Here is a 25,065-nt window from a genome sequence, read left to right as displayed (position 1 = left end):
TGGCAAATCGTCCGGTTCGTGGCGAACGCTATCGCACCACATGGTGGTCCGTGGGCGCGGGCGATTCGCCCGGCGTCGCAGGGAAGACGGGCGTCCCTCGCCGCGCCGGTATGCGGGTTCCGGCCGTTCGCCGCGGGTTACGGTTGCGCCATGACGCGCGGCGACGGAGTCCCCGGCTACACGATGCGGCAGCTCGCCGCCTTCATCGCGGTCGCCGAGACCGGCACGATCAGCGGCGCCGCCGACACGATGCACCTGTCGCAGTCCGCGGTGTCCGCCGCGGTGACCGATCTCGAGCGCGCGCTCGGGGCGCAACTGTGCGTGCGGCGGCGAGCACACGGCATCTCCCTGACCCCGACCGGCGAGGCCGTGCTCGGGCGGGCGCGGACCCTGCTGCAGCAGGCGACCGAACTCCAGGACGACGCGACGGGGTCGACGGGCACGGTGGTCGGTCCCGTCGCGATCGGGTGCTATCCCGCCCTCGGGCCCACCCTGCTGCCGTCCATGATCGCCGGCTTCACGTCGATGTATCCGCGGGCGTCGGTCGCGTTCCGCGAGGAGACCCAGAATCAGCTCCGCGGTGCGCTCGAGTCCGGCCAGCTCGACGTCGCGATCGTCTACGACCTCGATCTGCCGCCCACGTGGCGGCTCGAACCGCTGTTGCGGCGCGAGCCGATGGTGTTGCTCGCCGCCGATCATCCGCTGGCGGCGAGCGGCGAGCCCGTCGCGCTCGCGGATCTCGTCGCCGAGCCGATGATCCTGCTCGACGCACCGCCGAGCAGCAATCACGCGCTGGGGCTGTGCCGGCAGGCGGGCTTCACCCCGAACGTCGTGTACCGGACGGCCAACTTCGAGACGGCGCGCGCGTTCGTGGGGCGCGGGCTCGGCTGGACGATTCTGCTCCAGCGGCCGCACTTCGACGTCACCTACGAGGGGCGCGGGGTGGCTCCGCGACCCATCCGCGGGGGCGACGTTCCGGCGGTCTCGGTGGTCGTGGCGTGGCCGGCGAAGGCCGTTCTGAGCCGCGTTTCGAGGGCCTTCGTCACATTTGCGAGGGACCTTCATCGCTTCGGTTAGCCTTGATGAACTGGAATGATGCCCGATACCTCGGGAATTCCGCTCAACAAGGTTACGTTTCCGCGCTTTTCAAGTGAGGTGGAACACGTCATCGTCATCTTGTGTCGTGAATGTCGGCACAGTATTGCGAAAGGGATGTCGATGACAGTTGCAGACGCGACCAGCGGGACCGGGGCACCCGCGGTGTCCGAGCGTCAGGCGAGGCGAGCCGTCACGTCGAGCTTCGTCGGTACCGCGATCGAGTGGTACGACTTCTTCATCTACGGCACTGCCGCCGCGCTCATCATCGGGCCGCAGTTCTTCCCGTCGGCGTCGGCGTTCGCGGGCACACTCGCGGCCTTCGCGACGTTCGCCGTCGGATTCATCGCCCGCCCCATCGGCGGCGTCGTCATGGGGCACTTCGGCGACAAGATCGGCCGGAAGTCCATGCTCGTGCTGTCGCTCGTCCTCATGGGCGTCGCGACGGTGGGAATCGGTCTGCTGCCCAACTACGAGGCGATCGGCGTGCTCGCGCCCATCCTGCTCGTGGCGCTGCGGTTCCTGCAGGGCATCGGCGTCGGCGGCGAATGGGGTGGCGCGGTCCTCGTCGCCACCGAGAACGCGCCCCCCGGCAAGCGCGGCCTCTACGGTGCCGCGCCGCAGATGGGCGTTCCCGCAGGTGTGCTGGCGGCGAACCTCGTCTTCCTGCTCGTGACGCAGCTGCTGCCCGAAGAGGCCTTCCAGTCGTGGGGCTGGCGTCTGCCGTTCCTCTTCAGCGCCGTCCTCGTCTTCGTCGCCATGTGGATCCGCCTCGGCGTCCACGAGAGCGAGGAGTTCACGCAGGTCCAGCGCAACGAGCAGGTCGCGAAGATGCCGATCGTCGAGGTGCTGACCAAGAACTACCGTTCGGTGCTGCTCGCGGCCGGCACGTTCATCGCCACCAACGGCATCGCCTACGTCTTCATGGTCTACGTGCTCAACTACGGCACGGAGGAGCTCGGCTTCGACCGGTCGACGATGCTGACGATGCTCATCGTCGCGTGCCCGGTGTGGATGGCGGGCATGGCGTTCTCGGCCTTCAAGTCGGACACGTGGGGACGCCGTCGCGTCTACATCATCGCGTCGGTCGCGCTGCTCGTGACGTCCGCGGCGTTCTTCCCGATGATCGACACCGCGTCGATCGCCGTCATGCAGACCGCGATGATCGTGCTCGCGTTCGTCCTCGGTTGCTGCGCCGGCCCGCAGTCGGCTCTGTTCGCCGAGCTGTTCCCGGCCCACATCCGCTACAGCGGCGCATCGCTCGGTTACCAGATCGGCGCGATCCTCGGCGGCGGCCTCGCCCCGTTCATGGCGACCTTCCTCTACGGCACGTTCGGGACGACGTACGCGATCACGGGTTACTTCGTGCTCATCGCGCTCGTGAGCCTCGGGTCGATCCTCATGCTCCACGAGACGAACACCGATGCCCGCCGCGCCGACGCCGGCCGCGCCTCCTGACATTCGAGAAGAAAGCGGATCCTCACGTGTCCACCTATTACCAGCCGTGCAGCTACACGCCCGCCGACTTCGATTCCGTGACCGACTCGGCACTGCCCGTCGTCGTCGTCGGGGCGGGCCCCGTCGGGATGGCGGTGGCGCTCGGCCTCGCGAACCGCGGCATCCCCGTCACCGTCCTCGAGGCGGCCGATCAGGTGTCCTTCGGCAGCCGCGCGATCTGCATCTCGAGGCACAGCCTCGAAGTCGCCTCGCGGCTCGGCTTCGGTGACGAACTGGAAGAGCTCGTGCTGCCGTGGGTCGGCGGGCGCAGCTTCTACCGCCGCCATCAGGTCATGGAGTTCACGATGCGCAGCGGAGACACCGACGTGCGCGGCCCGATGGTCAACGTCTCGCAGTCCGAGTTCGAGCAGGTCATGACGGACAAGCTGCTCGCGCATCCGCTCGTGACCCTGCACTGGAAGTCCGAGGTCGCCGGCCTCATGCGCGACGACGACTCCGTCACCGTCGAGATCACGACGGAGTTCGGGACGCGGCGGCTGCGCGCGCAGTGGGTCGTCGCGGCCGACGGCGGGCGCAGCAGGATGCGGGAGCTCGCGGGTCTGCGGATGCAGGGCACGAGCTACTCGGGCAGCTACGTCATCGCCGACATCCATTGGGAGTCGGAGCTTCCCGCGGAGCGCATGGTCTGGTTCGATCCGCCGAGCAATCCCGGATCGACGATCATCATGCATCAGCAGCCGCGCGACATCTGGCGCATCGACTACCAGCTCGACCCGTCGGACGACGCCGACCTCGAGACGCAGGAACCGCGGATTCGTGAGCGCATCGCGCGTCACCTCGAGTGGCTCGGCGACGACACTCCGTGGACGCTCGAGTGGCACGGCTTCTACCGGGCTCGCGCGCTCGCGCTCGACGAGTTCGTCCACGGCCGCATCGTGTTCGCGGGCGACGCCGCACACCTCGTCCCGATCTTCGGAGTGCGAGGGTTCAACTCGGGCATGGAGGACGCCGAGACGCTGGTCTGGATGCTCTCGGCCGTCGTCCACGGGAACGCCGACGCGACACTGCTCGCGGCGTACTCCGCCGAGCGGCACGCGTCGTGGCAGCAGAACGTCGCGAACGCCGGCAAGTCGACGCTCGTGATGTCACCCGGCACCGACGGCTACCGCGCGACCCGCGACGCCGTCCTCGCGCTCGCGACGTCGCGCACCGAGTTCTCGCATCTCATCGACCCGCGGCAGTCGAGCGCCACCCACGCGCACTTCTCGCCGCTCACGGTCGAACTCGACGACGTGCTGCCGGGCCTGCAGCCGGGTGACCCGGTCGACGATCGTCGCGTCGTCGTCCGTACGGCGCACGGTGACGTGGAGTCGACGTTCGGCAACGCACGCGGCAGCGGGTTCTCGCTCGTCGGTGTCGGGCTGAGTGATGCCGAGGCGTCGGCGCTCGTGGCGTCGGCCGCAGATCTGGCGGCGCGGCTCGCTCCCGAATCCGTCACGGCGGTCGTCGTCACGGACGGCGCGTGCCTGCCCCGTGAGGGACTCGCGGTGATCGACGACGCCCAGGGGTGGTCGGCGTCCGCGCTGGGTGCCCGGCGCGGCGAGGTCTTCGTGATCCGGCCGGACGGTCTCGTGCTGACCCGCACGCTCGATCGTGACGATCTGGTGGCCGTCGCCGACCGCGTGGCCTCGGTGGACGCGGGATCGGGCAGGACGGCACGTGCCGGTGTTCCCTCGGGCGGCGATCCCGCGGAGGTGCATCGCGAGCACGTGTGGCTCGGGTTGTCGGATGCGATCGATCAGGTCGACGCCGACGATCGCGAGGGCTTCTTCACGCGGCTCGCCCTCGTGCTGGGCTCGCAGGTGGGCAGGCGCGAATTCGACGAGGCGATCGCGCTCGCGTCGGACCCGGTGCCGGGCGAGCTCGCCGAGACACCGAGCCGGCTCGGGGAGACCCCGGGCGAGCTCGTCGCCGACTGACGAGGCGTGGACGGCGGCCGGCGATCAGCTCGCCGGCTGCCGCCACGCGACGGCGGCCGCCGCGAGATCGCGGGCGGGCAGTTCGTGGTGGAAGGCCTGGCTGAACTCGATGAGTTCGCGTGCCGCGCGCACGAGCGAGATCTTGCTCGCGTGTGCGGCCGTGGCGAGCTCGTCGAGCGCTGCGTCGAGTGTGCACCCGCGATGCGCGATGAGGATGCCCATCGCGATGTCGAGTGCGGTGCGTGACGAGTAGGCACGGGACGAATCGGCCGGTGGTGCGGTCATCGGACCCCCAGGGACGAAGCGGACGTGGGCTGTGATCCAGGACACTGGATCGAGTTCCAGCGTACGCGAGCGTGCGGCGTGGCTGCGAGGCGTGAGGGCTCGCCACGGCGGCGTGGTCGTCTTCCGTCGACCGTCGTTCGGTCACCTAAGGTCGCTCTATGGCTACCGTGTGGACGATCCCTCTCGACATCACCGACCGCTGGCTCGATTCGGCCGAGGTCCAGAGTTTTCTCGCGTCCAACGATCTGCCCGACGCCTCGGCGGATCCGCTCGTGCGCATCGGGCAGTTCGTCGCCGTCACCAAGGCGCTGCAGCGCGGCGTCGGGCGGACGTTCCATTCGGTGCAGGCCGCCGCCTCCGCGTTGTTCGACGACGTCGAGGGCGGCGTGCCGGTCGCGCTCAAGCTCGCATCGCTGCGGCTCGTGCTGCGCGAGGTCTATCAGACGGCCCCGGCGCCGGTCGCCGTCCCGGAGCGCGTCGTCGACGAGATCGGGAACTACGTGTACGCGCTCACCGATCCGCGCAGCGACACCGTCTTCCACGTCGGCGCCGGCCGCGGCAACGACGGCTACGCGCTCGTATGGGAGGCGCTCGCGCTCACCGATCGGCTCGCGGAGACCGAGCGCACGGAGACCGTCGCCGACGAGGTGCGCGACGCCGCGATCACGACGATTCGCGAGATCTACGACAGCGGCCTCGGGGTGGGGGTGTACGTGCTCGGCCGCGTCGGCGACGGGCTCGACGGCGCGCGGGCCGCGGAGATCGCGGCCGCCGCGGTGACGCTCGACGGTCGTCGCGCGCTCGTGGACGTCGCGGATCCGGCCTTCGCCGAGCGCCGTCCGGTCCGGCTCGAGGATCTCGCGCTCCGTCATGCCGCCGAGCCGGTGCCCGACCTGCCGACGCCGAGCCTGCTGCTCGGCGTTCCCGAGGCGGCGGAGCCGGGTATCGACGACGAGCGGGTCCGTGCCCTCGTGCGCGGGCCGTGGAATGCGGGTCAGGCCGTGCGCGGTACCGGTGATCTGCCCGTGTTCGTGTTCGCCGACGACATCGTCCGCGCCGTCTACCGCGCGAAGGACTGGACGCTCGTCGCGCGCAGCGACGACTCCGCGCTGTGGGAACTCACGGTCGAGGCGGCCGACGAAGCGGATCGGTACGTGGGCAAGCGCGTGATGCCGTCGCGGGTCGGGCTCAAGCGATGGCCGCTGTCGGGGTGGGTTCCCCACGTCACCACCGCCCGCCCGGGCCGGTAGTGATAGGCGCTCCGCGCTCGTGAGCGATCTTCCGCCCTCTGGACCGGAAACTCACGCACGAGCGGCGACGCCGCCCGGATCCGCGGCGTCGACGTCGCCGGCGGTCGCGGCGTGCAGCGCGGCGCCACGTCGTGACACGTGCACGAGGATCCGCCGCCGATCGAACGGGTCGACCTCGCGGTGCGCGAGCGACTCCGCGATGAGCTTGTCGACGGTGCGCGTGAGCGTCGCCCCCGACATGCCCGTCAGCGCGCGGAGTTCGTTCATCGCGAGACCGTCGCCGGACCGCGTCGCGAGGAGTTCGAGAGTCAGCCACTGATCCACCGTCAGCCCGGTGCCCTCGACGGCGGCGGCGAGCGCCTCGGTGGCCAGTCGCGCTGCGCGCAGCAGCGCGAGTGCAGGCCTGACCTCGGCTGCGTCGGCGGCCTGCCGGGGACGGCCGGGTGCTGTCGTCATGGTGTCGCTCGGCTCTGATCGGGTGTCCGGACAGGTCTCGTGGCGGGCTGGCGCCCGGGGGCGAGTATCGCACTCGCCGCGGTTGTCACGCGCCCCGCGTGATCGTTTTCATATGGTTGTAATCGGGCGGTGACGCCCGTGCAAACCCGACGGGAGAGCGTGGGTGCCGTCCCCCGCGAGGTGCGACCAGCGAGACCAGCGACGAACGAGGCGAATGCATGAACCCCGGCACGCGCGACGCCCGGAGCCGCAGCGCCCGGAGACGCGACTCGTTCACCGTCGCCATGGTCTGCCCGCAGTCGGGGGTCGGGGGACTCTTCGGGCCGTCGTGCCGTGCGGTCGCCGAACTCGCGGCACACGAACTCAACGACGACGGCGGCGTGCTCGGGCGCGAGGTGGACCTGATCGAGGTGGACTCGGGCGTCGCCGCTCCGCGCCTCGCCGCCGAGGTCGATGCGCTCGTGTCGTCGGGCCGGGTCGACGCCATCACCGGATGGCACATCTCGTCGCAACGCCATCTGCTGTCGAGCGTGGTGCGCGGCCGCGTGCCGTACGTCTACACCGCGCTCTACGAGGGCGGCGAGACGAGGCCGGGGGTGCTCGCGTCGGGGGAGGTGCCCGGCACGCAGGTCGCACCGGCGCTCTCGTGGCTCGCGACGAACCTCGGGGTGCGCGACTGGCTCGCCGTCGGGCACGACTACGTCTGGCCCCGCCGTTCCGCGGAGTACGTCGCGTCGGTCGCGCCCGATCTCGGATTGCGTTTCGGCGGTGCACGTTTCACCGGGATGGGCGACGAGGCCGCGGTGACCGAACTGGTCGACGTCGTCGAGGAGCGCAGCGTACGGTCGCGGACCACGCTGGGTGTCGTGATGTTTCTCGTCGGCCAGGACGCCGTGCTGTTCAACCGCGAGTTCGCGGCACGCGGACTCCACGACCGGGTGATCCGGTTCAGCCCCCTCATGGACGAGCACATGCTGATGGGCAGCGGCGACGACGGCGCGATCGGCCTGTACTCGTCGGCGGGCTACTTCCGTTCGCTCACGACGGCCGACACGCTCGATCTGCAGGGCAGGTACTCGGCGTTGCACGGGCCGGGCGCACCCGCGCTGAGCAACACGGCCGAGAGCTGCTTCGAGGGGATGATCGCGTTGTCGCGCTGGGTGGGACGCGCGGGGTCGACCGATCCGCGGCGGCTGACCGCGGCCGTCGAGGGGCTCGCGTACGAGGGCCCGCGTGGCGTGGTGCGATTCGCGGGCCCGCAAGGGCGGCACGACGTGTATCTGGCGCGGGCGGACGGCTACGACTTCGAGGTCGTCGCGACGCTCTGAGCGGACTCGTGCGCCGTCACACCTGTTGCGGCGGACGGCCCGCAGAACTAGGTTCATGCGAAACAGTTCCAAATGGAAGTAATTCTGTCCGCGGAAAGGAATCGGTCATGCGCCACGGAGACATCTCCTCGAGCCCGGACACGGTGGGCGTCGCCGTCGTCAACTACAAGATGCCGCGCCTGCACACCAAGGCGGAGGTGATCGACAACTGCCACCGCATCGCCGAGATGATCGACGGGATGAAACTCGGGCTGCCCGGGATGGATCTCGTCGTGTTCCCGGAGTACTCGACGCAGGGCATCATGTACGACAACCAGGAGATGTTCGACACCGCCGCAACGGTTCCCGGCGAGGAGACGCACATCTTCTCGCAGGCGTGCCGGCGCAACAAGGTGTGGGGCATCTTCTCCATCACCGGCGAGCAGCACGAGGACCATCCGAACAAGCCGCCCTACAACACGCTCGTGCTCATCGACGACGCCGGCGAGATCCGGCAGAAGTACCGCAAGATCATTCCCTGGTGCCCTATCGAGGGGTGGTACCCGGGAGACACGACGTACGTCACCGAAGGCCCGAAGGGCATGAAGATCTCGCTCATCATCTGCGACGACGGCAACTACCCCGAGATCTGGCGGGACTGCTCGATGAAGGGCGCCGAGCTGATCGTCCGCTGCCAGGGCTACATGTACCCGGCCAAGGACCAGCAGGTGATGATGTCCAAGGCGATGGCGTGGGCCAACAACACCTACGTCGCGGTCGCCAACGCCGCCGGATTCGACGGCGTGTACTCGTATTTCGGGCACTCGGCGATCATCGGGTTCGACGGCCGCACGCTCGGCGAGTGTGGCGAGGAGGAGTTCGGCATCCAGTTCGCGCAGCTGTCGATCTCCGCGATCCGCGATGCCCGCACCCACGACCAGTCGCAGAACCACATGTTCAAGCTGCTGCATCGCGGCTACACGGGAGTCCATGCGGGCGGCGACGGCGACAAGGGTGTCGCGGACTGCCCGTTCGACTTCTACAAGACGTGGGTGACGGACGCTCAGCGGGCGCAGGAGCAGGTCGAGGCGATCACGCGCAGCACCGTCGGTGTCGCGGACTGCCGCGTGGGCGATCTCCCCGTCGAGAAGACCGCGACGGCCTGACGGTGCCGTTCGCGAACGACCGGATCGAGGCGCAGCGGCGCGAGGCGGAGCTGAGGGGCGAGGCCGGTGCGGGGGAGCGCCGCCACGGAGATCTGGAATCCCGCCTCGCGGCGCGGATCGTCGGCCAGCCGGCCGCGGTTCGCGCCGTCGCTCACGCGATCGAACTGGGCAGGTCGGGTCTCGGGGAGCCCGACCGTCCGTTGTCGTGCACGCTGCTCGTCGGTCCAACCGGCGTCGGAAAGACGGAACTCGTGCGGCAGGTCGCGAGCGAGATCCGCACCGGCCGTGACGATCTGTGCCGCATCGACATGTCGTCGCTCGCACAAGAGCACTACATGGCCTCGCTCTCGGGCGCGCCTCCCGGATACGCCGGGAGCAGAGAGGATTTCAGCCTCTTCGACAGCGGCCGCGTCGAGGGCGACTTCTACACGCCCGGGATCGTGCTGTTCGACGAGCTCGAGAAGGCGCACACGAGCGTGCTGCGGGCACTGCTCCACGTCATGGATCACGGCGTGCTGCGGCTGGCGAACGGCAATCGCACGATCGACTTCCGCAACGCGCATCTGTTCTTCACGTCGAATCTCGGTGCCCGCGAGCTGTTCACGGCCGAGCGCACGCCGTGGGGGCGGGCGCGCGCTGCGATCGCGTCGGCCCGTCGTCGTGACGGCGCGGGATCCGGTGGTACGCAGCGCATCGTGCGCCGGGTGCTCGAGCGCCGCGTCGATCCCGAGTTCCTCAACCGCTTCGACGAGATCGTCTGTTTCGACGCGCTGGACGCCGACGCGGGCCGCGCCGTCGCCGAACTCGAACTCGCGGCGCTGACCCTGCGATGTGCCCGTCGCGGTCTCACCGTCGTCATGGCGCCCGAGGTCGCGGAGGTGGTGTACCGGGCGGGCTTCGATCGCGCCTACGGGGCCCGCAGCGTGCGGCGCGCCGTCCGGTCGCTCGTGGCCGTCCCGATCGCCCGCGCGGCCCACGACGAACGCGGGACGGCGGGGACGCCGCTCACCATCGAGGTCGGGAGGCGCTCCGCGCTCGTGAGTGACTTTCCGGTCCAGAGGGCGGAAACTCGCGCACGAGCGGCGCAGCCGCCCCTTCCGATCACGCTGCGGGTAAGGGTGGTGCGCGCGGCCCGAGCGGGTCACGATCGCGGGTGACCTCCAGGAAAGGTGTGCAGTTCGTGATCGTCTCCGTCGTGGCCGGCAACCCCAAACCGCGTTCCCGCACGCTCGACGCCGCGACTCGTGTCGCGACCGCCGTGACCGGGACCGCGCCCGATCACACGATCGACGTGATCGATCTCGGCGCCGCCCTGCTCGGCTGGGGTGATCCGGACGTCGCGGCCGCCGTCCGCTCCGTGGCGGAGTCGGACCTCGTCGTGTTCGCGTCGCCGACGTTCAAGGCCACCTACACCGGAGTGCTCAAGCTGTTCCTCGACCAGTTCGAGACCGGCGAGGGGCTGCGCGACGTCGTCGCGGTTCCGCTCATGCTCGGCGCCGGTCCTGCGCACGCGCTCGCACCGACGACACTGCTCTCGCCGGTGCTGTCCGAGCTGGGTGCGACGACGCCCGCGCCCGGGCTGTACCTGCTCGACAGCACGTACGAGACCGACGGGCGGGCCGAGGAGTACGCCGAACGGTGGGGCCGCGCTCTCGTCCGGGCAGCGAGCCGATGACGGCGTTCGATCCCGCCGCCCTGCGGGAGGCGTTCGGCCACTTTCCCAGCGGTGTCGTGGCCGTGGGCGCCGAGGTGGACGGCACACGCGTAGCCATGGTCGCGAGCTCGTTCGTGTCGGTGTCGCTCGATCCGGCGCTCGTCGCGTTCTGTGTGCAGAACACGTCCACGACGTGGCCTCGACTCGAGCACGCCGCCGGAATCGGGATCAGTGTCCTGGGCGAGAGTCACGACGTCGCGGCACGCTCGCTCGCATCCAGGACCGGAGATCGATTCGCGCACGTCACGACGACGACCACGCCGTCGGGCGCGCTGCTCGTCGACGGCGCGAGCGTCCGGCTCGACACGACCGTCGATCAGCAGGTTCCCGCAGGCGATCACGCCATCGTCGTGCTGCGGGTGAACGGATTCGAGGTGAGCGGCGACGTCGAGCCGGTGCTCTTCCATCGCAGCAGGTTCCGCCGCTTCGGGGCGTTCGCGAGCTGAATCGCGCTCGGGCCGAATCGCACTCGGGCCGAATCGCACTCGGGTACAGGGCTCGTCACACGGCCAAACGCGACGGAAACGTCCGAACGGTACTTTCCGGGCGACCCGTCGTCGTGAAATCCGGAGGTGCCCATGACCGATTCGTTCGCACGTGCAGCGGCGGAGAATCTCGCACGAGGACTCGGGAGGCGGGACTTCTTCCGCGCGGTCGCCGCCGTCGGTGCGGGAGTCGGGGTCGCGGGCGTCGCGACGGCGTGCGGCGGCGACTCGCCGCAGGCCGCCCCTGCCGCGTCGTCGGCACCCTATGCGGGCGGTGTGCCGATCCTGCAGCCCGGGCAGGGGGAGATCGAGGGCGATCACTACCTCGGTTCCGAGCCGGATCAGGTGCTGTGGGGCTATGTTCCGACGACCCACAGCGATCCGGTGATGCGCATGGCGTCGGGTGAGACCGTCACGATCGACGCGGTGTCGCACGAGGGGATCCTCGAGGATCAGGGCCGCGATCCGGTCGAGTACTTCGGTCGGCTCGGTGTCGACGAGTCCGACGTTCTCGACGACGCGATCGCCGTCGCGGCGGAGTACGACCGCACCCCGCGTGATGTCGACCGTGACGGCCCCCACGTCGTCACGGGGCCGGTGTTCGTCGAGGGCGCGCAGCCGGGTGACGTCCTCGAGATCGAGACGCTCGCGGCGGTGCCACGGGTGCCGTACGGGGTCGTGTCGAGCCGGCACGGCAAGGGCGCGCTGGCCTCGACGGCCGACGGCGGGGCACCCGCCGGGATCACCGTCGACGAGGTGATGCCGCCGGTCGCCTCCGACGGCAGGCCTGCCGCGAACCCGATGGACTACGGCAACATCTCGACGTTCACGCCGATCGAGGACGGTCAGGGCGTCATGACCTACGGCGATGCGCGGGTGCGATTCCCGTTGCGCCCGTTCATGGGAATGATGGGTGTCGCGTTCTCGCCCGACGAGGATCCGACGTCGCCGAACGCGAACTCGATTCCGCCGACGCTCGGCGGCGGCAACATCGACATCCGGCTGCTCGGCGAGGGATCGAAGTTCTATCTCCCGGTCTTCGCGGAGGGCGCGTTGTTCTACGTCGGTGATCCGCACATGGCGATGGGCGACGGCGAGGTCGCGCTGACGGCGATGGAGGGGTCGCTGCGCGGCACGTTCCGGTTGACGGTGCACAAGCCGGGGTCGGGAGACGTGCCGTCGGTCGCGTACGGCTACCCGTTCGCCGAGACGGACGACGCCTGGATCCCCATCGGACTGTCGGATCCCGACGGTGCGGTGGACGGGCAGTCGTCGGATCTGAACATCGCGATGCGGCGCGCCGTCGTCAACGCTCTCGACTTCCTCGAGAACGACAAGGGCATGGACCGCGCGACCGCCTACGCGTACCTGTCGGCAGCGGCCGACTTCACGATCTCGCAGGTCGTCGACCGGACGGTCGGCGTCCACGGTCAGATCTACAAGGCGCACTTCGAGTAGGCGCTCCGCGCTCGTGCGTGAGTTTCCGGTCTCGGGGCCGGAAGATCACGCACGAGCGGTGGAGCCGCCTACCACGCCGTGATGGTCGGGCCGGGGGTCCACATTCCCGACCGCGTCACGGTGTCCGCGTCGATCTCGGCGGGTACGGCCTCGGTGTCACGACGCTCGTAGCGCTCGAGGCTGCCCCAGTCGCGGTCCCAGTCCTCGCGCAGGTAGGTCGGGATCGTGCTGCTCGACGTGGACAGCTGCAGCCACCCGAGGGGGCCGCCGCCGTAGTGGTTCTGCCACAGGCTGGTCATCACCGCGGCCGGACGATCGGGGAGGATCCGGTACTCCGGGATCTCCGCGACGCCGAGGTTGTGATCGAAGGGCCGCTGGCACGGGAACTGCAGCCCGACGGACCAGTCGATCATGGCGGGCGTGTCCGATCCCAGCAGATCGTTCAGCGTCTGCGTCTGCGGGACTCGCGGCGGCGTGACGGCGATCCAGTGATCGGAGTCCGCGGACGAGTCGTCGGCGACGAGCCGGATGACGTCGGCCTCCGCCGGGATGCGGTCCGTCGGCACGCGCAGGTTCCGCCACGACGGGGCCGGGCCGATGTCGATCGGCTGTTCGCTGCCGAGGACCTCGACGCTGCCGTCGGGCTGCGTCGTGCCGTACTCGACGTCGAGCCGCGCACCCGGTGTCGCGATCCCGTCCGAGTCGACCGAGTGGATGCGTCCCGCCGCAGAGACCGAGACGATCTCGCCGCGATCCGCGGGCAGTCCGTACCACTGCGATTCGAGCGCCGCGGCGCCCGGCGCGCCGAAGCTGCCCATGACGGGTGTCGTCGCGGGGTCGAGCCCGAACGGCAGTGCGACGGTGCTGCCGCCGATGCCGGCCGCGCCCGCACCGCCACCGGTTCCGGCGGTGTTGGACGACTGGCCGTCCTCGTTGTCGACGGAGTTCGCCATTCCCTCGGACGCGGCCTCCTCGTCGGCTCGCAGGTCGTCGGCGACGCCGTTCGGATCGAAGCCGACACTCGCCGCCGCGAGTCCGCCCGCGACGTCGCCGCTCACCGGACGCAGCATCGACGCGTTCGGGTCCGTCTCGACGAGGACCTCGCTCGCGAGGCCGCACGAGTTGCCGGCGAGCGCACCGAAGTTCGACGAGGCGAGCGAGAACGCCGGGTACTGCGAGACCGCTCCCTTGAGGAGCGAGAGCACCATGAACGCGACCATCGCGCCGGCTCCGACGGTGAGCGGTGCCACCGACCACAGCCGTGACGGCGTCGCGGACGGCTTCTCGTACGGCTCCCGCAGGAAGCAGAATCCGGCGACGAGCAGCATGAGCCCGGTCAGGCCGAGCAGGATCGTGCCGGCACCGAGTCCGGCGATCTCGACGGGCTTGTCCCACCACGGGATCGAGTAGCTCGAGACGTACCACCACGAGTTCGAGCTCGTGAACGACAGCGCCAGCACGAAGAGCACGGCGGCGGCGAAGAGCGCACGGTTGCGTTTCGAGCGGAGCGCCGTCGTGCCCACCGCGACGGCGGTGAGCAGTGCGAGCGATCCCGCGAGTCCGGCGAACACACCGAAGTGGTGCGTCCACTTGGTCGGCGTGAACATCATGAGGGCGACGGCGGCGATGGTGATGCCGACGATGCGCCGCGACGGCCCGACCGCGGTGCCGGGAATGTGCCCGCCCTTGCGCAGCATGATGGGGATGACGACGATCAGCGACAGGATCATCACCAGGACGCCGAAGCGGCGGGCGAGCGAGCCGTCGGCGCTGATGTTGAACAGCCACTGGTAGCGGTTGTACTCCTCGAACCACGCCATCGACGGCCCGATCGCGTGCACCGCCTGCATCTCGCGGACGGCGGCGAGCGTCTGGTCCGCGAACGCCGCGACGAGGACGACGAGGCCCGTCGTGAGCATCGGGCCGAGCACCGCGAGGTATCCGGCGATGCGGGGCACCGGAAGCGCGCGGGCGCGTTCGATGACGATCTGCAGGATCGGCCGCGCTCCGGCGATGAGGGCGCCGAAGGTGATGATGCCGGACGGACCCACCGTGACGGTGAGCGCGCCCACGAGGATCGCGACGGCGGCAGGAAGCAACCGGCGCGTCGCGATGGCGCGCTCGACCGAGCACCACGTCAGCAGGACGCCGAGCGCGACGATCGGCTCGGGACGCAGCCCGTTGTTGTAGGGGAGCCAGAACGCGAGGAAGACGAGCGCGCCCGTCCACAGCGCGACACGGCTCGACTTCACCGCACGGCCGAGGCGCGGGGCCACTTCGCGGCTGATGACGAACCACGCGACGACGCCCGCGAGCAGCGCGGGCAGCCGCATCCACGGGCTCGCGGTGGAGATGTTCGCCATGACGGCGAGCAGGTCGTAGTAGGGCGTGCCGAACGGCGCCTCGGGGACGCCGAACCACCGGAAGTAGTTCGCCATGTACCCGGACGTCTCCGACGCGCGGGCCATCGTGAACTGGTAGCCGTCGTCCGACGTCGTGGCGCCGATGAAGTGCCACAGCAGCAGCGTGCCGACGACGACACCGTCGAGCGGGGTGAAGCGGTACCAGCGGGCGGGCAGGACGCGCCGGGAGCGGCGGCCGTCGCGTGCGTCGATGCGGTACAGCGCGACGAGGGCGACGACGGTCGCGAGGACGGCGACGACCATCGCGACGAGCTTGATCGCGCTCGGCGACGACGAGAACCGCGAATCGAGTTCGGCCGTGACGCTGGTCCCGTCGGGGGCGACGCCGTCGAGGTCGCTGTAGACGCCGACCATCTGCGGGCGCAGGTCGCCGTCACGGGTGACGGTCTCGCCGCCGGCCGTGACGACGGTCTCGGTCGGGGTCGACGCGATGGTGAACGAGGTGTCGGCACCCGGCGTGACGTCGAGGGTCGCGAGCACCTGATCCCGCATCACGATCTCGAGGGCGGGCGGCGCGTTGTCTCCGCCGACGACCTTCGCGACGAGGCCGTAGCGCTCGGCGTCGGGTGCGCCGGGAGGGGCGGTCGAGACGACGACGCCACCGCCGGCGGCGGCGACCTCGGCGACCGATTCCGCGGGGATCGCGACGTCGAGCCGAACCGGCGCGTACGACACGAGAGGTGCGTCGACGCTCGCGAGGACGTCGTTCTGCGGCCAGGTCAGCGTCGACTGCTGCTGCTGGACGGGAAGGAACGGCACGGACAGCGCCGCGAGCACGCCGAGCAGGGCCGCGACGATCGCGACGAGCGGGGTGCGAGAGCGGCGCGGCGGCGGGGGTTCGACCGGTGGTCCACTGGCGATGGTCGGGTCGTCGAGAACGCGGTCGGTCACGACGTCCGATGGTATCGAACGCCCGTACAGGTCCCGTCAGACGGCTTCCACCTGGGATTTCGGCGTTGCAGGGGCGACTTCAGTGTTCGGGGAGCGACAGTGGGTGATAGTAGAGCGCGTCGGGGGTCTCGTCGACGACGACGGCGAGCCGGTCGCCGACGTCGATGTGGTCGCTGACCCGGATTCGGTCGGAGGTGCCCAGCAGATCGCGCACCGCCTTCGCGGGGATCAGCCCGCGCCGCCCGTCCGGGCCGACGGCGAGCGCGTACTTCGGCCCGGTCCGCGTCACGTGGGCGATCGTCGTCTGCTCCGGCTCGGTGTCGACGTCCGCCCGGACGGGGATGCTCGGTTCGGCGCCGGTCTTGGAGTCGAGTTCGAGCGCGAGCGTGTCGGCCATGTCGTCGACGGTCGCGAGCAGGTCGGCCATCCGCCGCGCGTAGTCCTCGTGCACCGGGTCGGCCTTGAGGGCTTCACCGGGCCGATACATGTCCTCGTGGGTGAGTTCGCCCCACGCGTCCTGCAGCCGGGTCTTTACCTGGACCTCGACCTTGATGGCGAGGTCGCCGTGATTGGTGGAGACGGGGACGACGATCACGGCGTGGTAGGCGCGGTAGCCGCTGTCCTTGGGTGCGGTCACGTAGTCGATGGGCGGGATCGCGAAACGGATCGACGCGTCGGGCGTCGTGCAGGCGCGCTCGAGGGCCTCGGTGAACGCCCGGAGGTCGCGCGGGCTCTTGCACAGCACCTTGATGCCGACCAGGTCGTGCAGCGCGTCCTCGACGTCCTCGGGCGTCTCGGGCGGGTCGAAGACCCCTTCGGCGACCTTGCGCCGCATCTTGTCGGCGGCGCGACTGCGCTTCTTGATCCGCGAGGTCCCGGCGTCGAGCCGGTCGCGGTCGTCGTCCTCGAGCACCTCGTCGGCGATCGATTCGAGGAATGCCGTCGCCGCGACGACGGCGACGGCCCAGTACCGATTGCGCGCACGAAAGAGCTGCGCCACGAGGCGATCGATACCGGGCCGTGCTGTCGTCACACTGGCGAAGGCTACGCGGTGACGGGCGTACTCTCTCGGCGATCCGTGCCGGTGTCGGGGTCCGCGTCGCGTTCGGGTTCGCCGTCGACGTCGCTGTCGTCGAACGGATCACCGTTCCGTGGTGCGTCGTAGCGGGCCCGGTCGAGGATGCCTTCGCGCTTCGCGACGATCGTCGGGACGAGCGCCTGCCCCGTGACGTTCACTGCGGTTCGGCCCATGTCGACGATCGGTTCGACGGCGAGCAGCAGTCCGACCCCGGCGAGCGGAAGCCCGAGTGTCGACAGTGTGAGAGTGAGCATGACGGTCGCGCCGGTCGTCCCGGCGGTCGCGGCGGAGCCGACCACGGACACGACGACGATGAGCACGTAGTCGGTGATCGTCAGGTTCAGTCCGTAGAACTGGGCGACGAAGATCGCGGCGATCGCCGGGTAGATCGCGGCGCATCCGTCCATCTTCGTCGTCGCACCGAGGGGCACGGCGAACGACGAGTACGCGCGCGGCACACCGAGATTGCGTTCGGTCACGCGCTGGGTGAGCGGGAGCGTCCCGATGGACGAGCGGGAGACGAAGCCGAGCTGCGTCGCGGGCCACACGCCCGAGTAGAAGCTGCGGATCGACAGGCCGTGCGCGCGGATCAGGACGGGGTAGATCACGAAGAACACGATCGCGAGACCGAGGTAGATCGCGGCGGTGAACCAGCCGAGCGACCCGATCGCGTCCCAGCCGTAGCTCGCGACGGCGTTGCCCAGCAGTGCGGCGGTGCCGATCGGCGCGAGCCGGATGATCCACCACAGCACCTTCTGCACGATCGCGAGCAGCGACGCGTTGAACGTCAGGAAGGGTTCGGCCTTCTCCCCGACCTTCAGTGCGGCGATGCCGATCGCGGCGGCGACGACGAGCAGTTGCAGGATGTTGAAACTCAGCGACGTCGTGGCTGCACCGGCGTCGGTGATCGTCGTCTTGGCGCCGAGCCCGAGGAAGTTGCTCGGGACGAGACCGGTGAGGAAACCCCACCACGAACCGGCTGTCGCGGGCGTGCTCTCCGCCGCGGCGGTGACGCCGGTGTGATCGCCGGGCCGGACGACGAGCCCGATGACGATGCCCACGATCACCGCGGCGAACGCGGTGATCGCGAACCACAGCAGCGTCTGCACCGCGAGCCGCGCGGCGTTCGCGACCTCGCGCAGATTCGCGATCGAGCTGACGATCGCCGTGAACACGAGCGGCACGACGGCGACCGTGAGCAGCTTGACGTAGCTGGAACCGAGGGTGCCGAGCGTGCCGATCAGCCAGTTGTCGCTGCCGTCGGCGGCGTCGGGCAGGGCGCGGGCGACGAGACCGAGCGCGATGCCGACGATCAGGCCGAGGAGGATCTGCGGACCGAACCGCGTGAGCCATCGAGGGATGCGCCGAGGCTTCTCGGCGCGCGGGGACACGGATGTGCCGGACATGGGTGTGCCTTTCGAGGCGGCGCGCGGCGATCGGCCGCACGCATCAGGAGTCGCGTGAGCGAGGGAGGGCCGTGTGCGCGATCGGCGAATCAGGCGCCCGAGAGCGGAATGCTCTTGTGCAGAATGCTGATGTGGGGGCGCGCCGTCACGCGAAGCGCGTACAGATCGCGCTCGCCTGCAGGCGAAGGTCGACGAAGCGTCGACTGGTCAACATGAGCACGGCGCGAGCCTACGCCTGTCCGATTCGGTCCGGCCCGATCGGGATGTGCCGGCAGCGCCGACCTGCTGACCCCACCGCCGTTGTCCGGCCGCCGCCGCGTACGCACCGCGCAGGGTTAGTCTGACGCCGATCGAGGAGGGCGGATGACGACTGGCGGCGATCGCCGGCGACGACAAGCTCGCGGCCGGTGTCCTGCTCGCGGCGACGCTCGTCGCGATGGTGTGGGCGAACATCGGCCACTCCTACGAGACCTTCTGGCACACCGAACTCGCGATCACGATCGCCGACCACGGCATCGCGCTCGACCTCGAACACTGGGTCAACGACGCGCTGATGACGCTGTTCTTCTTCGTCGTCGGACTCGAGGTCAAACGTGAACTCGCGATGGGCGAACTGACCGACCGCTCGCGCGCGTCGGTCCCCGTCGTCGCCGCGATCGCGGGGCTTGCGCTGCCGGCTCTGCTGTTCCTGCTCGTCAACCCGTCCGGCGACGAGGCGCAGGCGTGGGGGGTCGTCGTGTCCACCGACACGGCGTTCGTGCTGGGCGCACTCGCACTCGTCGGGCCGAAGCGCGGTGCGAGACTGCGGGTGTTCGTCCTGACCCTCGCCGTTGCCGACGACATCGGCGCCCTCGCGATCATCGCGGTCTTCTACACCGACGATCTCGACCTGCGGGCGCTCGCGCTCGGCGCCGTCGGGCTCGCGGTGATCTGGCAGCTGCGGCGGCTCGAGGTGTGGCGGGGCGTCACCTACTTCCTGGTGGCGGCCGCGACGTGGCTCGCGTTCTTCGAGTCCGGCGTCCACCCGACGCTCGCGGGCGTCCTCATCGCTCTGATCCTCCCGGTGTATCCGCCACGGCGTGCCGAGGTCGAGCACGCGGGCGAGGTCACGCGCGCGTTCCGGCAGTCACCGAACTCGGACTATGCGCGGTCCGCGCAGCTCGCCGTCGTCAAGGCGGTGTCGGTGAACGAGCGGCTGCTGCGGCTCTACCGGCCCTACACGTCGTATCTCGTCGTGCCGATCTTCGCGCTCGCGAACGCCGGAATCGTGGTGGGCGGGGGAGCGATCGGCCAGGCGCTGGGATCGCCGCTGACGTGGGGAATCGTGCTCGCGCTCGTCGTCGGCAAGCTGGTCGGCATCGCGGGCGCCACGGCGCTCGTGGTCAGGACGCGGTGGGGTGTGCTGCCACCCGGCCTGTCGCTGGGGCACGTGCTCGGCGGCGCCGCGCTCGCGGGCATCGGCTTCACCATCTCGCTGTTCATCGTCGAGCTCGCCGTCGACGACGCCGCCGCCGCGAACGACGCGCGAATCGGTGTGCTCGTCGCCGCGATCCTCTCGACGGCGCTCGCGTGGGCGATATTCCGGATCGACGAACGCCTGAATCCGCCCGTCGCCGATGCAGGAACGCACCTGCTGCGCCCCGTCGATCCCGAGCGCGATCATGTGCGCGGGCCGGTGGACGCGCCCCTGACGCTGGTCGAGTACGGCGACTTCGAGTGCCCGTTCTGCAGCAAGGCGACCGGCAGCATGTGGGAGGTCCGGGCGCACTTCGGCGACTCGTTGCGCTACGTCTTCCGGCATCTGCCCAAAGACGACGAGCATCCGCACGCGCGGTTCGCCGCCGAGGCGGCCGAGGCCGCGGCAGAACAGGGGCGATTCTGGGAGTTGCACGATCAGCTCTTCCGGCACAGCGACGCGCTGACCGAGGAGGACGTGTACGACTACGCCGAGGACCTCGGGCTCGACATGGACCGCTTCGAGAGCGAGCTGCGCCACGGCGCGCTCGCGAGCCGCGTCGAGGACGATCGGCTCGACGCGGCCACGAGCGACCTCGCCGTGACACCGACGTTCTACGTCGGGCGGACGCACGGCGAGATGGCGCTGCACACCTGGCCCTTCGACGCGGCGTCGCTGATCCGGGCGCTCGAGGCGCTGCGTCACTGACGACTCGACACGAATGTTCACCGATGCGTTGCATTCCCGACGCTTCACGGGCTTAACTTCACGACGAGACACCACCATGAGGGCAGCAGCGAGCGAAAGGGTCCGCGGATGAGGTTGCGCAGAGGAGTCGCCGTCGTCGGCATCGCGGCGGCGTTGACGGTGGGACTCGCGTCCCCTGCGGCGTTCGCGCAGCCGCCCGCCCCGGCACCGTTCGAGCTCGGTGAGCTCGTCGGCCCGTACCCGTCGGACCTCCCCGCCCGCGGCACCTACATCGGCATCCTCGACGGCTTCACGGCGCTGCGCGACGGCCGACCGGACGTCCTGGCGCGCAACCTCGATCACGTCGTGGAGGTCAACAACGCGGCCGACGCGCAGACGCAGGCACGTGCGCTCTTCGACGACAACCACGATCGCCTCGAATCGCTCACGACGCGCTCGGTGAACGCCTCGGCGGCATCTTCCGCGACGCGCTCGCGGGCGGCCGGCTGCCGAAGGTCGCGGCGCTGCTGGACGGCTACCTCGGCCGCGCGGGCCTCGTCGCCAACTCGACGCTCATCGAGAAGCAGTTCTGGAGCAACCCGCGTCCGTTCGAGGTCGCGCCCGAGCGGATCACGCGCTATCACGGTGACGGCGTGAGCGGTGGCGCCGACCCGTACGCCGACGTCGCCGGCAGCGGCTCCTACCCGTCGGGTCACACGAATCAGGGCTACTGGAAGGCGATCCTGCTCGCCGACATGCTTCCCGAGTTCGCACCGCAGCTGCTGGCGCGGGCCTCCGAGATCGGGCACAGCAGGGTCGTGCTCGGCGTTCACTACCCGCTCGACGTCATGGGCGGGCGCATCATGGGCCAGGCCGCGGCGGCCGATCGCCTCGCCGACCCGGCGTTCGCACGGCTCGTGGACGAGGCGGCCGTCGAGGTGCGCGCCGTTCTCGAAGCGGAAGCGGGCGCACCGCTCGCCGATGTCGCGGCGTCGGACGTGCCGTACACGCTGACCGACGGCGACCTCTACCGCGACCACATGACCTACGGATTCGAGCAGGTCGACCCGTCGCTCGTGAACGACATCCCCGCGGAGGCCGCCGTCCTGCTGCGTACCGCGGCACCCGACCTCGGCGTCGAGGAGCGGCTCCAGGTGCTTCGGGATACGGCGATCGAGGCGGGGTACCCGCTCGACGAGGCCGGCCCCGACGGCGGCTGGCTGCGCATCGACCTCGTCGCCGCGCACGAGGCGCTCGCCGCGCGGGGCTGATACCGGCACGACGGGAGGCTCAGCCGATCAGCGCCTCGGCCAGTCTGCGGTGCGATTCGATGCGGTCCGAGAGCCGCGGAATCATCGACTGGACCATGACCTCGTCGGCCCCGGACTCGTCCGCCATCTGCTCGATCGTCGCGCGCACCGTGGCGGGTGAGCCTGCGACGAATCGCGGCCACCGGCCGTCGGCGATCGTCGTCGGCTCGGCCCGTTCCTGCTCGGTGAGCTCGCGCTCGGCTTCCTCGGGCAGCGGGACGAGCGAGTGGCCGCCTTGCGTCCGCAGCCGTGCGTAGTACCCCTTCGGTGAGCCGGCGAGGCGGGCGCCGTCGCGGTCGTCCTCGCCGACGGTGACGTTCACGGCGAGCATCGCGCGCGGTTCCTGCGGGCCGAACTCGGTGGGACGGAACGCCTCTCGGTACCTGCGTAGCGCACTGGTGGCGGCCGCCGGTGCGATGAACCCCGCGAACGTGTAGCCGATTCCCAGTGCTGCCGCGAGCTCGGCGCTCGACGGGCTCGACCCGAGCAGCCACGGCTGCGGTGTCGTGTGCTCGCCGGCGACGAGGGGATTGCCCGCGAACGGGTGATCCGCGGGGAACCGGCCACCGAGCCACGCGAGGGCCTCGAGGACCTGCTGGCTGTGGTCGACCGCCTGGCGCGCGGTGCGGTCGCGTTGCATCGCGATGTCGACGACGGGGCCACCGGTGGCACGGCCCATGCCCAGGTCGATGCGGCCCGGAAACATCGATTCGAGCTGCTGGAACATCTCGGCGACCTTGAACGGGCTGTAGTGGTTCATGAGCACCGCCCCCGATCCGACCCGGATCCGTGACGTGCGCGCGGCCGCCGCTGCGATGAGCAGTTCCGGATGGTGCGCGGCGCCCATCCGGCTCAGGTGATGTTCCGCGAACCAGATCCGGCGATACCCGAATTGCTCCACTGCGAGGGCGAATTCGAGCGACGCGGCCAGTGCGTCCGCCTCGGACTCGCCGGGCGTCACGACGCCCAGATCCACCACGGATACTCGCATTCGATCGTCCTCCGTTCACCCGGGTGTGTTAGTCCAGAGCCTATGACTCCGCGCTCCGAGGTCCCGCCGGTGGGGACCGTGGTCTCCAGCATCCGGGCAGGGCTGTCCGCTCTCGCCCCGAGTGAACGCCGCGTCGCGGAGGTGTGTCTGGACCGTCCCGACGAGGTCGCGTGGTTCTCCGCGGCGGACCTCGCCGGTGCCGCCGGGACCTCGACGGCGACGGTCGTCCGCACGTGCCAGAACCTCGGCTTCGGCGGCTTCCAGCAACTTCGCATGCTGCTGCTGCGCGATCTCGGGTCGCGTCACGGCGACGATCCGGAGGCGGGCGAGCGCAGCGGACCGCTGCTCGTCCAGACGATCGTCCGCGAGGTCGCGTCGGATCTCGCCGGCTCGCTCTCACCGCTCTCGCACGACGCCCTCGGCAGTGCCGTGGACGCCGTGCGCGGGGCCGAGCGGGTTCTCGTCGTCGGCAACGGCGGGTCGGCGCCCGCGGCGGCATCGTTCGCGGTGCGCATGCTCGGGAGCGGCCGGCGGGTCGACGCACCGACGGACGCGATCCTCCAGCAGGTCCTCGCGCAGCAGCTCGGCGACGGCGATGTGCTCGTCGCGGTGAGCGACACGGGCCTGAACCCGCGCACGGTGGAGGTGGCCGAGGCGGCGTGCGCGGCGGGCGCGGTCGTCGTCGGCGTCACCGCGCATCCCCGGTCGCGGCTCGCTCGCCTCGCCGATCACCCGCTCGTCGTCGGCGGTGGTGCCGGACCCTACAGCGGGCACAGCGTGTCTGCGCCGGTGATCCAGACTGCATTCCTTCTGGCGCTCGCGCAGGTGTGTCTCGACGTCACCGACGACGCGCGCTCCATCGAAACCGTTGCCGCGCTGATCGATCCGACGGACGCCTGACAAGCGCAGGAGGTTTGCCTATTACGGCAACCATCACCACTGCGCCCCCGGGCGTTCGGTGATCGTTCACTTTCGACTGGCTCACTAGGGATGTAACGAATATCCGAAACCGAGATCGATTCGGTAACCGAGTTTCAGCGGGAGTCTGCATGGGCAGCATTCGCATTCGCGAACTGACGAAGAAGTACGGTGACGTCGCCGCCGTCGACGGCATCTCGATGGACATCGACGACGGTGAGTTCCTCGTTCTGCTCGGACCGTCCGGGTGCGGCAAGACGACTCTGCTGCGCATGATCGCCGGGCTGCTCGGACCCACGAGCGGATCGATCCTCCTCGACGACGTCGACATCACCGATGCGCCGTCGCGGCAGCGCGACGTCGCGATGGTCTTCCAGAACTACGCGCTCTACCCGCATCTGTCGGTGCAGAAGAACCTCGCGTTCCCGTTGCGTGTTCGCCGGACCGACAAGGCCGAGATCGAGGAGCGCGTCCGCGACGCCGCAGGGCAGCTCGACATCGACCACCTGCTCGACCGCAAGCCCAAGGAACTCTCGGGCGGGCAGCGTCAGCGCGTCGCGGTCGGCCGGGCGATCGTGCGCAACCCACGCGCGTTCCTCATGGACGAGCCGCTCTCCAACCTCGACGCCAAGCTGCGCACCGCGACGCGCCGCGAACTCGGCGCGCTCCATCGCCGGCTCGGCGCGACGTTCGTCTACGTCACGCACGACCAGGTCGAGGCCATGACGATGGCGACACGGATCGCGCTCCTCGACGGCGGGAAGGTCGAGCAGATCGGCACGCCCGAGGAGGTCTACGACCGCCCCGCGTCCGTGTTCGTCGCCGGCTTCCTCGGCAGCCCGCCGATGAACCTGCTCGACGGCGACGTCGCAGCCGACTCCGAGCGCGTCGTCGTCGACGCCCCCGGAGTGCGAGCTCCGTTGTGGCACGGCGAGACCGAGCGGCGCGACGTCGTGCTCGGGGTGCGTCCCGAACATCTCCGGATCGCCGAGCCCGACGACGAGGTGCGATTCGACGCCGTCGTCGATCTGCTCGAGAATCTCGGTTCCGAGGAGATCGCGCACTGCGTCGTCGGCGAGACGGGCACGACGCTCTCGTTCCGCGGCCGCAGGCCGACCGGTCTCCACGTGGGTGCGCATGTCGTCCTCACCGCTGATCTCACCGACCTCCATCTCTTCGACCGCACATCGGGGCGCCGCCTCGACTGGGTCCCCGACACCGTCTCCGCCCACGCTCTCGCGGGCGCCTGACC

At 70.0% G+C, this 25,065-nt stretch carries 21 protein-coding genes; 15 read left to right on the top strand and 6 right to left on the bottom strand.

Translation table 11 applies throughout. The features are described 5' to 3' along the window. Positions 1-150: 150 nt before the first annotated feature. From RR1_RS10235 to RR1_RS10225, 3 genes are all read left to right on the top strand, one after another. The gene (locus RR1_RS10235; protein ID WP_010837351.1) at positions 151-1,077 is read left to right on the top strand and encodes a LysR substrate-binding domain-containing protein; all 927 of its coding nucleotides are present in this window, start codon (positions 151-153) and stop codon (positions 1,075-1,077) included. A gap of 141 nt (positions 1,078-1,218) precedes the next feature. Next, a complete protein-coding gene (locus tag RR1_RS10230) occupies positions 1,219-2,553 on the top strand; it encodes an MFS transporter (RefSeq protein ID WP_040772483.1) in 1,335 nt (444 codons plus the stop codon). A 26-nt stretch (positions 2,554-2,579) separates the two neighbouring features. Then, positions 2,580-4,532 carry an FAD-dependent monooxygenase gene (locus RR1_RS10225; protein WP_010837349.1) on the top strand — a complete coding sequence of 651 codons (1,953 nt, stop codon included), beginning with the start codon at positions 2,580-2,582 and terminating at the stop codon, positions 4,530-4,532. A 24-nt stretch (positions 4,533-4,556) separates the two neighbouring features. Here the strand turns inward: RR1_RS10225 and RR1_RS10220 are convergent, their stop codons facing one another. Continuing rightward, complete coding sequence (locus tag RR1_RS10220; RefSeq protein WP_010837348.1) at positions 4,557-4,817, bottom strand: ANTAR domain-containing protein; 261 nt, start codon at positions 4,815-4,817, stop codon at positions 4,557-4,559. A gap of 158 nt (positions 4,818-4,975) precedes the next feature. Between RR1_RS10220 and RR1_RS10215 the strand changes: the two genes are divergently transcribed. After that, positions 4,976-6,067 (top strand): GIY-YIG nuclease family protein, encoded by a 1,092-nt coding sequence (locus RR1_RS10215; protein ID WP_040772464.1) that lies wholly within the window; start codon positions 4,976-4,978, stop codon positions 6,065-6,067. Positions 6,068-6,118: 51 nt separating this feature from the next. Here RR1_RS10215 and RR1_RS10210 read toward each other — a convergent pair whose 3' ends face one another. Next, the gene (locus RR1_RS10210; RefSeq protein ID WP_010837346.1) at positions 6,119-6,523 is read right to left on the bottom strand and encodes a MarR family transcriptional regulator; all 405 of its coding nucleotides are present in this window, start codon (positions 6,521-6,523) and stop codon (positions 6,119-6,121) included. Positions 6,524-6,807: 284 nt separating this feature from the next. Between RR1_RS10210 and RR1_RS10205 the strand changes: the two genes are divergently transcribed. The 6 genes from RR1_RS10205 (at position 6,808) to RR1_RS10180 (ending at position 12,653) form a co-directional block, all read left to right on the top strand. After that, complete coding sequence (locus RR1_RS10205) at positions 6,808-7,851, top strand: substrate-binding domain-containing protein (protein WP_010837345.1); 1,044 nt, start codon at positions 6,808-6,810, stop codon at positions 7,849-7,851. A gap of 107 nt (positions 7,852-7,958) precedes the next feature. Next, positions 7,959-8,996, top strand: coding sequence for an aliphatic amidase (locus tag RR1_RS10200; RefSeq protein WP_010837344.1), 1,038 nt, complete (start codon positions 7,959-7,961; stop codon positions 8,994-8,996). Positions 8,997-8,998: 2 nt separating this feature from the next. Next, positions 8,999-10,153, top strand: a complete 1,155-nt coding sequence (locus RR1_RS10195; protein ID WP_010837343.1) for an AAA family ATPase — start codon at positions 8,999-9,001, stop codon at positions 10,151-10,153. A gap of 23 nt (positions 10,154-10,176) precedes the next feature. Next, positions 10,177-10,671 (top strand): NADPH-dependent FMN reductase, encoded by a 495-nt coding sequence (locus RR1_RS10190; protein ID WP_040772481.1) that lies wholly within the window; start codon positions 10,177-10,179, stop codon positions 10,669-10,671. Further along, complete coding sequence (locus RR1_RS10185; protein WP_010837341.1) at positions 10,668-11,156, top strand: flavin reductase family protein; 489 nt, start codon at positions 10,668-10,670, stop codon at positions 11,154-11,156. Before RR1_RS10190 ends, RR1_RS10185 begins: the two co-directional genes overlap by 4 nt. Positions 11,157-11,288: 132 nt before the next feature. Further along, complete coding sequence (locus tag RR1_RS10180; protein ID WP_010837340.1) at positions 11,289-12,653, top strand: acetamidase/formamidase family protein; 1,365 nt, start codon at positions 11,289-11,291, stop codon at positions 12,651-12,653. Between the two features lie 68 nt (positions 12,654-12,721). On the opposite strand, the gene RR1_RS10175 is transcribed toward RR1_RS10180, so the two are convergent. The 3 genes from RR1_RS10175 to RR1_RS10165 all read right to left on the bottom strand — a co-directional run bounded on the left by RR1_RS10175 (position 12,722) and on the right by RR1_RS10165 (position 18,451). Further along, a complete protein-coding gene (locus RR1_RS10175) occupies positions 12,722-15,967 on the bottom strand; it encodes an arabinosyltransferase domain-containing protein (RefSeq protein ID WP_010837339.1) in 3,246 nt (1,081 codons plus the stop codon). Positions 15,968-16,046: 79 nt separating this feature from the next. Continuing rightward, positions 16,047-17,000: a GTP pyrophosphokinase gene (locus RR1_RS10170; RefSeq protein WP_010837338.1), complete on the bottom strand. Its 954-nt coding sequence runs from the start codon at positions 16,998-17,000 to the stop codon at positions 16,047-16,049. An 11-nt stretch (positions 17,001-17,011) separates the two neighbouring features. Next, positions 17,012-18,451 (bottom strand): dicarboxylate/amino acid:cation symporter, encoded by a 1,440-nt coding sequence (locus RR1_RS10165; RefSeq protein WP_010837337.1) that lies wholly within the window; start codon positions 18,449-18,451, stop codon positions 17,012-17,014. 370 nt (positions 18,452-18,821) lie between these two features. Here RR1_RS10165 and nhaA point away from each other — a divergent pair, with 370 nt between their 5' ends. From nhaA to RR1_RS22870, 3 genes are all read left to right on the top strand, one after another. Next, positions 18,822-20,615, top strand: a complete 1,794-nt coding sequence (gene nhaA, locus RR1_RS10160) for a Na+/H+ antiporter NhaA (protein ID WP_051111086.1) — start codon at positions 18,822-18,824, stop codon at positions 20,613-20,615. 108 nt (positions 20,616-20,723) lie between these two features. Then, positions 20,724-21,251, top strand: coding sequence for a hypothetical protein (locus tag RR1_RS22875; protein ID WP_010837334.1), 528 nt, complete (start codon positions 20,724-20,726; stop codon positions 21,249-21,251). Next, positions 21,170-21,865, top strand: coding sequence for an acid phosphatase (locus RR1_RS22870; RefSeq protein WP_238558949.1), 696 nt, complete (start codon positions 21,170-21,172; stop codon positions 21,863-21,865). Before RR1_RS22875 ends, RR1_RS22870 begins: the two co-directional genes overlap by 82 nt. 19 nt (positions 21,866-21,884) lie before the next feature. Here the strand turns inward: RR1_RS22870 and RR1_RS10150 are convergent, their stop codons facing one another. Then, positions 21,885-22,895, bottom strand: a complete 1,011-nt coding sequence (locus RR1_RS10150; RefSeq protein ID WP_010837332.1) for an MsnO8 family LLM class oxidoreductase — start codon at positions 22,893-22,895, stop codon at positions 21,885-21,887. Between the two features lie 69 nt (positions 22,896-22,964). On the opposite strand from RR1_RS10150, the gene RR1_RS10145 reads away from it, so the two are divergent. After that, the gene (locus RR1_RS10145; RefSeq protein WP_238558947.1) at positions 22,965-23,795 is read left to right on the top strand and encodes a MurR/RpiR family transcriptional regulator; all 831 of its coding nucleotides are present in this window, start codon (positions 22,965-22,967) and stop codon (positions 23,793-23,795) included. A 149-nt stretch (positions 23,796-23,944) separates the two neighbouring features. Then, positions 23,945-25,063, top strand: a complete 1,119-nt coding sequence (locus tag RR1_RS10140; protein WP_010837330.1) for an ABC transporter ATP-binding protein — start codon at positions 23,945-23,947, stop codon at positions 25,061-25,063. Positions 25,064-25,065: the final 2 nt, after the last annotated feature.

Origin of the sequence: Rhodococcus rhodnii NBRC 100604 (assembly GCF_001894925.1) — a bacterium.
Lineage (GTDB): Bacteria > Actinomycetota > Actinomycetes > Mycobacteriales > Mycobacteriaceae > Rhodococcus_F > Rhodococcus_F rhodnii.
The sequence above is the reverse complement of the archived record's forward strand: the minus strand, read 5'-3'. Positions and strand labels throughout refer to the sequence as shown.